At 39.6% G+C, this 6548-nt stretch carries 7 protein-coding genes; 3 read left to right on the forward strand and 4 right to left on the reverse strand.

Going from position 1 to position 6548, the window contains the following annotated elements; genetic code table 11:
- Window positions 1-271: hypothetical protein (locus BIZ37_RS28880; RefSeq protein ID WP_187464473.1), on the forward strand; the 271-nt coding region annotated here is incomplete at its 5' end.
- A gap of 482 nt (window positions 272-753) precedes the next feature.
- Here BIZ37_RS28880 and BIZ37_RS28885 read toward each other — a convergent pair.
- The 3 genes from BIZ37_RS28885 to BIZ37_RS28890 form a co-directional block, all read right to left on the reverse strand.
- Window positions 754-1161 (reverse strand): NAD(P)H-dependent oxidoreductase, encoded by a 408-nt coding sequence (locus tag BIZ37_RS28885; RefSeq protein WP_222939880.1) that lies wholly within the window; start codon window positions 1159-1161, stop codon window positions 754-756.
- Window positions 1125-1337, reverse strand: a complete 213-nt coding sequence (locus BIZ37_RS30330) for a hypothetical protein (RefSeq protein WP_222939881.1) — start codon at window positions 1335-1337, stop codon at window positions 1125-1127. The genes BIZ37_RS28885 and BIZ37_RS30330 overlap by 37 nt, the downstream gene beginning before the upstream one ends.
- A 345-nt stretch (window positions 1338-1682) precedes the next feature.
- Window positions 1683-2585, reverse strand: coding sequence for an AraC family transcriptional regulator (locus BIZ37_RS28890; RefSeq protein WP_187464474.1), 903 nt, complete (start codon window positions 2583-2585; stop codon window positions 1683-1685).
- A gap of 297 nt (window positions 2586-2882) precedes the next feature.
- On the opposite strand from BIZ37_RS28890, the gene BIZ37_RS28895 reads away from it, so the two are divergent.
- Together BIZ37_RS28895 and BIZ37_RS28900 are read left to right on the forward strand one after the other, a co-directional pair.
- Window positions 2883-3812 carry a S9 family peptidase gene (locus BIZ37_RS28895; protein WP_187464475.1) on the forward strand — a complete coding sequence of 310 codons (930 nt, stop codon included), beginning with the start codon at window positions 2883-2885 and terminating at the stop codon, window positions 3810-3812.
- An 87-nt stretch (window positions 3813-3899) separates the two neighbouring features.
- The gene (locus BIZ37_RS28900; protein WP_187464476.1) at window positions 3900-4268 is read left to right on the forward strand and encodes a DUF2255 family protein; all 369 of its coding nucleotides are present in this window, start codon (window positions 3900-3902) and stop codon (window positions 4266-4268) included.
- 1197 nt (window positions 4269-5465) lie between these two features.
- Here BIZ37_RS28900 and BIZ37_RS28905 read toward each other — a convergent pair.
- On the reverse strand, window positions 5466-6380 hold the full coding sequence (locus tag BIZ37_RS28905; RefSeq protein ID WP_187464477.1) for an AraC family transcriptional regulator: 915 nt from the start codon (window positions 6378-6380) through the stop codon (window positions 5466-5468).
- Window positions 6381-6548: the final 168 nt, after the last annotated feature.

A 6548-nucleotide genomic window follows, 5' to 3' on the forward strand; every position in this document is an offset into this window, starting at 1 on the left:
GGTCGGAATTGCAGCAATGGGAACCGCCGTTGGTGCACCACTATATGCAGTTCTGGGCCTCGGCGGTCTGCTATCGGGTAGTTACTTTGATTCATTCAAGTTGTTGTCGGATGAAAAGACCATCAAGACGAAGGTGTCGAAGGAGCTTTATGGCAAGCTCCAACACGATGCCGCCTACCTTAACATGGATATCGAGCAGTTGCTGCTGGTGATGATCCACAATTTTTATGAGCGCGATACAGAGAAGGTATCTTCGGTGGCTATCAAATAGTTAGCTATAAAGTAAAAAATGCTTAGCTGGAATAGGCAACTAATTTAGTCCGATTGAGTTAAACTTAGGCCCCATTAAACTCAAATAACCATAGATTGGCTACGGTATATGATTGATAGAAAAGTACGAAGTAATGTCATTTACAGCCAGGCCTAACAAAAAATTGCCCCGTTTCGTGTTAGAGCAAAAATTCTAAGATCAAGCTTGACGAAGTTATTTGGCTTAGCTTTTCTGATATAAGGATCGGACCGTACACGCCCAATACCGGTGAGATGCTTCGATGAAACGAGGTGAAGGGACAGGAATGCACTCGCAAGTAGTCACTATGGCACACTGTTTTGGTGAGCTTGAACTCACCTCACCATACCACTGGGTACACCAATTCCTTACTTTGTGGTGTTTATGGCGTGCTTACCTAACATGCTATTCAGCCCATATATGAATATGGGCTGGCATCATATTGTTATGCAGGAAGACTTTCGCTATGCAAATAGCTGTAATAGGTGTTTTTCAAAGCTCTCGAAGTCTTCTTCGATAGTTGGGTTTTTGATCACGTCATATGCGGTAAAGCCCGGTAGAGGTTCAAATCCATTGAACTGATAAACCTTATGTAGCCACATAAATAGCTGATCGCTATCATTACCTTCGAAGAACTCACCTTGGTCAAAAGCGTACTCAGGTGCATTTAGAGTGGCAGCCAGCATAAACTTCTTTCCTTGGCCTCGTGCAACACCCCCTGTACCATAATGCTTGCTTGGATCATCAATCACACGACCATCGTGGTAAATCAGCTGGCCGCCTAACCCCGCAGTGAAAACGTCATCAATGTATTTGTTGAATAGCCACGGCGCACTCATCCAGTAAAGCGGCGTTTGTACCAATAGTACCAAATCTGCCCACTGATGCTTTTTAACCTCTTCATCAACAATTCAATGGTAGTTGTTTTCACTTCATAACCTAGAGCGGTTAGACGCTTTTCAGCCAGTGATACGAATGATTGGTTGAGCTTGCCTTCAGCAAAGCTAGGCCAGAGTTGGTGAGCATTAATGATTAGTGCATTTTTCATAACATTTTCACTTTGATACTTCAGAAGTATTGAGCGGTAACAATCATTTCTGTCACCACATTTGTTAGTGAACACTGTCCCTCTACATGTGCTGGCTATTCTATGAGCCGAGCTTACTATCAACAATGAACACTTCTACCAAGACATTGCTCAAAGCTACCAAATATCTAGTATTAAATAGCCTGATTAATTATTAAGTGGCTTTATCCAACCATTGCTAATGATGAAAAAGGTGATGATGTTTGACGCAAATGATCTTGATGCACTTAAGCAAGAGTTTCGCTTGATAACTCAGACATATAGTTGACTTATATCTATCTATTTTAAGCCCTAAGATACATCCGTTTATTCAGACCAAGTATCGATAAGTGAGTAGCCTATTCCCTTGGCATGATTTGGAGCGACGTTGTAAAACCGTTTAAAGTCACGTGAAAATTGCGATAGTGAGTTATAACCCACTTGGGCCGCAGCAGCGTTAACATTAGTACCATTGTGTACAATTAGGCTTCTTGCTCGACTGAGTTTCGTTTTTTTGATGTATTGTAGTGGCGACTCACCAGTAAGCAATTTGAAATTTCTATGAAAAGAAGTGTTACTCATATTAGCCAAATCAGCTAGCTGCTCAATGGCAATCTGAGATTGGTAGTTGTGCTTTATATACGAAATTACCTTGTTGATCCTAAACTGAGGACAGTTATTTTTTGTGAGGGCATATAGAGCCTCACCATGTTCACTTTTCATGGCTCTATAAAGGATCTCTTTTTTCAGCCCTTGTCCAAGAATTCGACTTTCAACCCTATTGGGTAGGGTCTTAATCATGCGAGTAACAGCCTCCCCCATTTTTTCATCAATTTTAACAGGACTTACACCTAATATACTTGTATCATTTTCTGAACTAGTTATCCCCATTTCAAGGACTACTTCCTGTAAGCTCTGTAAGTCAATATCAATAAATAGGCCGAGCAAGGGGGATTTTGGTGCTGCTATGGTCTCGCACATGATCGGTGTGGAAACAGAAACGATCAAAAAATGGTCTTTGTCATAGAAAAAGCGTTCTTTTCCAAACAATACTCGTTTACGGCCTTGAAAGATAATCGCAATACCTGCAGGGTATAACATTGGGTCTAATGGAACAGCTTCTTCTGCATAAAATATGTGAACTCCGGAAATCTCTGTGTTGATAAAACCCAACTTACCCCTGATGCCATACTCTAATTTGACCGCCTGTAAATCGTGAGCACTGAACATACTACTAGTTCCCAAACCTTTCATTGTCTCTATTTATGATTGAACATTCTCAAAACATTCGCCAGTAAAAAAGATAAATTGGTTGTTTTAACAAGAAAAAGGTAGAAACGTGCAAAAATGATAGACAGTCTGTAAGAGGAAATCGATATAAGCGACTGATATTAATGCACATAGCTCTATTTTGGTAGAAATGAACATACATTTGGTAGTAATGATAAACGCACAATTGATGCTCTCCTCTACATTTAGCATGAAAGCAAGAATGGATTATTTCCATTTGTACTGAAGGAGCGTTATATGTCATCTACTAATCAACCAACACCAGAACAATTTGAGGTTATCAAAGCAGTAGCTGATTTCTCAGCAAAACCTATGAGAAGCCCAGTTCTTCGTACGCCAGATGAACACGGTATGGCCTACACTGACGTATTTTTTCCAGCCATTGACGGTGTTCCTCTAGAAGCATGGTATATCCCTGCACCGTCAGATTCTAATCTTCTAATCATCGCAAACCATCCACTACCGATGAACCGTTATGGGCTTGCTGGACATCTCGAACCATGGGATGTAATGGATCCTACAGAAATCAATTTTCTATTTGAACTAAAGCACCTCCATGACGCTGGTTATAATATTCTTACCTATGATCTACGTAATTTGGGAAGAAGTGGCTCTGGTGGCAATGGCGCTTGCGGTGTGGGGCGATATGAATGGCGAGATTGTGTAGGGGCAAAACAATACGTTGATAACCACCCTGAGCTATCAAAAATGAAAGTAGGTTTGCTAAGTCGGTGCACTGGAGGTAATGCCCAGTACGAAGCTATTTCGCGTCATCCTGAATTGTTTAGAAACGTATCATGTATGGTTAGCCCTCTTGTTGTTTCTATGGAAGTTTTCACTAAGAACTATGCAAATTCCGTTTTACAAGGCTCTGGTGAGTTTCCGGAAATAATAGACTTTGAACAAATTAAAGCCGGTGGATTGAAAAATAGTGAAATGACACCGCATCTTTTTGCAAAAGATATCTTTATGCCAACACTTATTGTACAAGTTCGCGGTGATAAGTGGACAGAAGACTCTGATGGCGAAAAAACATATGAACTGTTGGGAGCGAAAGAGAAAGACTTTTTCTGGATCGAAGGCACAACTCGACGTTGGGTTGGCTACAATTATTTCGGCCAGCATCCGGAGCGTTTAATCGGGTGGTTTGATAAGTACATGAAATAAAAATTTATGTTAATTATATCAAGTGGGAATTTTACTCGAATACATAGAGTAAAATTCCCTTTGATAATAACGTTATTGGAGAATCAAATGTCAAATGATGCACTTATAAGTCGTATTAGGATACTTGATGTTGTTGGTATCCGAACAGTTGATTATCCAGATTATTTAAATATGTGGATTGTTGAAGTTGATGGCCGCTTGTTTGCTCGTTCATGGACAAAAAGTCGTAGCAGTTGGTTTTGGGCGTTTGTCGATAAAGGGGAGTGCCTAATGATGGTCGATGGCGTCGATTATCAGATGGCAGTATCTAAGCTAGAAGGTGATGAAAGTTTGCACATCATGATTAATGAGGCATACGAGAATCGATATGGGAAAGGTTCAGCAGCGTCTATTGCCAAAGCAATGCAAGACAGTTCTCGTTGGCCAATGACAGTCGAGTTTAGGCTCAAGCCTTAGGTTACTTACGTCTAGACTGACTAAATATCAATAAGTGAGTATCAAAGTGCTTAGCCTTGATTGGAAGCGACGTTGTAATGCCTGTGAATATCCCATTTAAATTTAGTTGCTTATAACCCACAGTTATCGCAGCAATGTTAAAACTTACTTGTGTACGAATAGACTTGTTGTTCGACTGAGTGTCGATTTGGGATATATTACTGCGTCGACTCTTCCGTAAGCATTTTTGAATATACGATGGAAAGATTTGATACTCATATTTGCCATCTCGTTTAACTGCTCTATCATCATCTGGGATTGGTGGTTGTGCTTTATTTATAAAATTTCCTTGTTGATACTAAACTATGGACAGTGGTTTTGTGCAAGGGCGTAAAGAGCTTAATCATATTTGCTTCCTAGTGCTCGGAAAAGCAGCCCTGTACTGATATCTTGACTAACGCTTCACCTTTCCCCCTATGTGAAAGGATTTTGATTACATGAATGATAGCATCCCCCATTTTGTCAGGACTAATACCCAATAAATAGAAGTTCGACGCTGTGTTGGTTTAGCTATATCTGAACTAATTCGTTATTTACAAAATTAGCAAAACCTGTAACAAGCTTTTGTCCAGAGCCTTGCTGACTGGAGCTCTGGCACAGCGGATGGTCAAGAAAAATCATAAATGCCTAGCGAGTAGTGAGCTGTGCGAGCGTCAGGAGTGGCTTTATTATTTTACTTTACCATCATTCCCTTAAATACCCTTTTGGCAGAGTGATGGTCTTCACGCAGTGAGACCATCGCCTTGCTAAGCCTTCAGGGATAAAAAAGCGTACACACCATTATACATAGTATGTACGCTTTATAGACCAAAAAGAAACATTGCCAGTAAAGGCCTGTCACTCACTCACACGCAAATAGACATATTTTTTACTGTATACTCCAGCCTGTTGCACAATTAGGGAACAGCCTGTTTCGTCGACTCAGATTTGCCCCAAAACATCATTTCAGAAGCCATAGTACCGGCAATAGAATTAGCTAATATGCAAAACATGAGCATTGCTCATTAGATAACTACTGAGGGAATCCTTAGTTGTTGAACTGTTGCAAAATTTACCTGATTCAAGCGAAAGGTTAAGTTGTTTCAGATGATGCAACAACATATATATGCCCCTAAGCTTAACCACATTTACACTTAGCCAATCTAGGTCAAGTATGAATTAATCCATTTTTTTAACGTTTAGAGACTTTATTCTTGCTACTTCACTAGTTGGTGAACGGCCGAAGAATCGACTAAATTCACGGCTGAACTGTGATGGGCTTTCATATCCTACTTTAGTTGCTGCTAAACTGGCACTCAACCCGTCTTGTACCATAAGTGTTTTTGCCTTTTGGAGGCGAATAATTTTTAAATACCGTAATGGGCTTGTTGCTGTGACAGCTTTGAATACATTGTGAAAAGCTGTAGAACTCATGCCTATACTTTTAGCAAGTTGAGCTATGTCGTATTTTTCGTCATAATGTTCATGCATTCTATTTAAGACGTTAATTATTTGATGAAAGCGACCATGCTTTGCTGCTAAAGCTTTGAGTTTCTCCCCTTGGGAACTACACAAAACCATGTAAATGATTTCATCAACTATTAATGGCCCAAGTACTAATCCATCTTGAGGGTCATTTGCTGCAACTAGTAAACGGTAAATAGCATCAAGTAAACAATCTGGAAGTGGATTTGAAAACATGCCTCTTGATATCTCGTAGTCAGAGGGAGGTGAGACGTTCATTTTTCTTAAAAGGTCACAGACCTTCGCAGGTGTTACCTTTATAGATATACCCAGAAGTGGTTTGCCTGGACTTGTGATTGTTTCACATTCGAAAGCAATTGGGACTGATAAAGCTAAGTAATTATAAGGATCATAGGTAAATTTCTCACCAGATAGATGCGCTATTTTTCTTCCCTGAAGGATGATGACGATACCTTCAGTGTATTTTACGGGTTCACGGTGATGTGAGTGGTTTGAGCGAATAAATTTAACATCAGGGATGATGGAGTCTGTAAACCATTGATTTACAGCTAGACTTTCTAAAGTTGATATCATTCTTTGTGATTTATCAATGTCGAATTCTTCATGCATTTTATATCACTCCAATGGCAGTTAATCTAATATAAACAGATACATACAAACTAGAATATGCACATCTTCACACTATATATTGTAAGAATAGGCAAGATTTAGGGAGTTATAAACATTTTACTTCTTTGATTGAATTCCTAGAATGAAAGTAACTTTTAATAATTAGAA

This window comes from Photobacterium sp. BZF1 (assembly GCF_014349205.1).
In the GTDB taxonomy this organism is placed as follows: Bacteria; Pseudomonadota; Gammaproteobacteria; order Enterobacterales; family Vibrionaceae; genus Photobacterium.

Coding starts and splice junctions, on each gene's coding strand:
- BIZ37_RS28905 (WP_187464477.1), bottom strand. CDS start 6,380: ATGCATGAAGAATTCGACATTGATAAATCACAAAGAATGATATCAACT.
- BIZ37_RS28890 (WP_187464474.1), bottom strand. CDS start 2,585: ATGTTCAGTGCTCACGATTTACAGGCGGTCAAATTAGAGTATGGCATC.
- BIZ37_RS30330 (WP_222939881.1), bottom strand. CDS start 1,337: ATGAAAAATGCACTAATCATTAATGCTCACCAACTCTGGCCTAGCTTT.
- BIZ37_RS28900 (WP_187464476.1), top strand. CDS start 3,900: ATGTCAAATGATGCACTTATAAGTCGTATTAGGATACTTGATGTTGTT.
- BIZ37_RS28895 (WP_187464475.1), top strand. CDS start 2,883: ATGTCATCTACTAATCAACCAACACCAGAACAATTTGAGGTTATCAAA.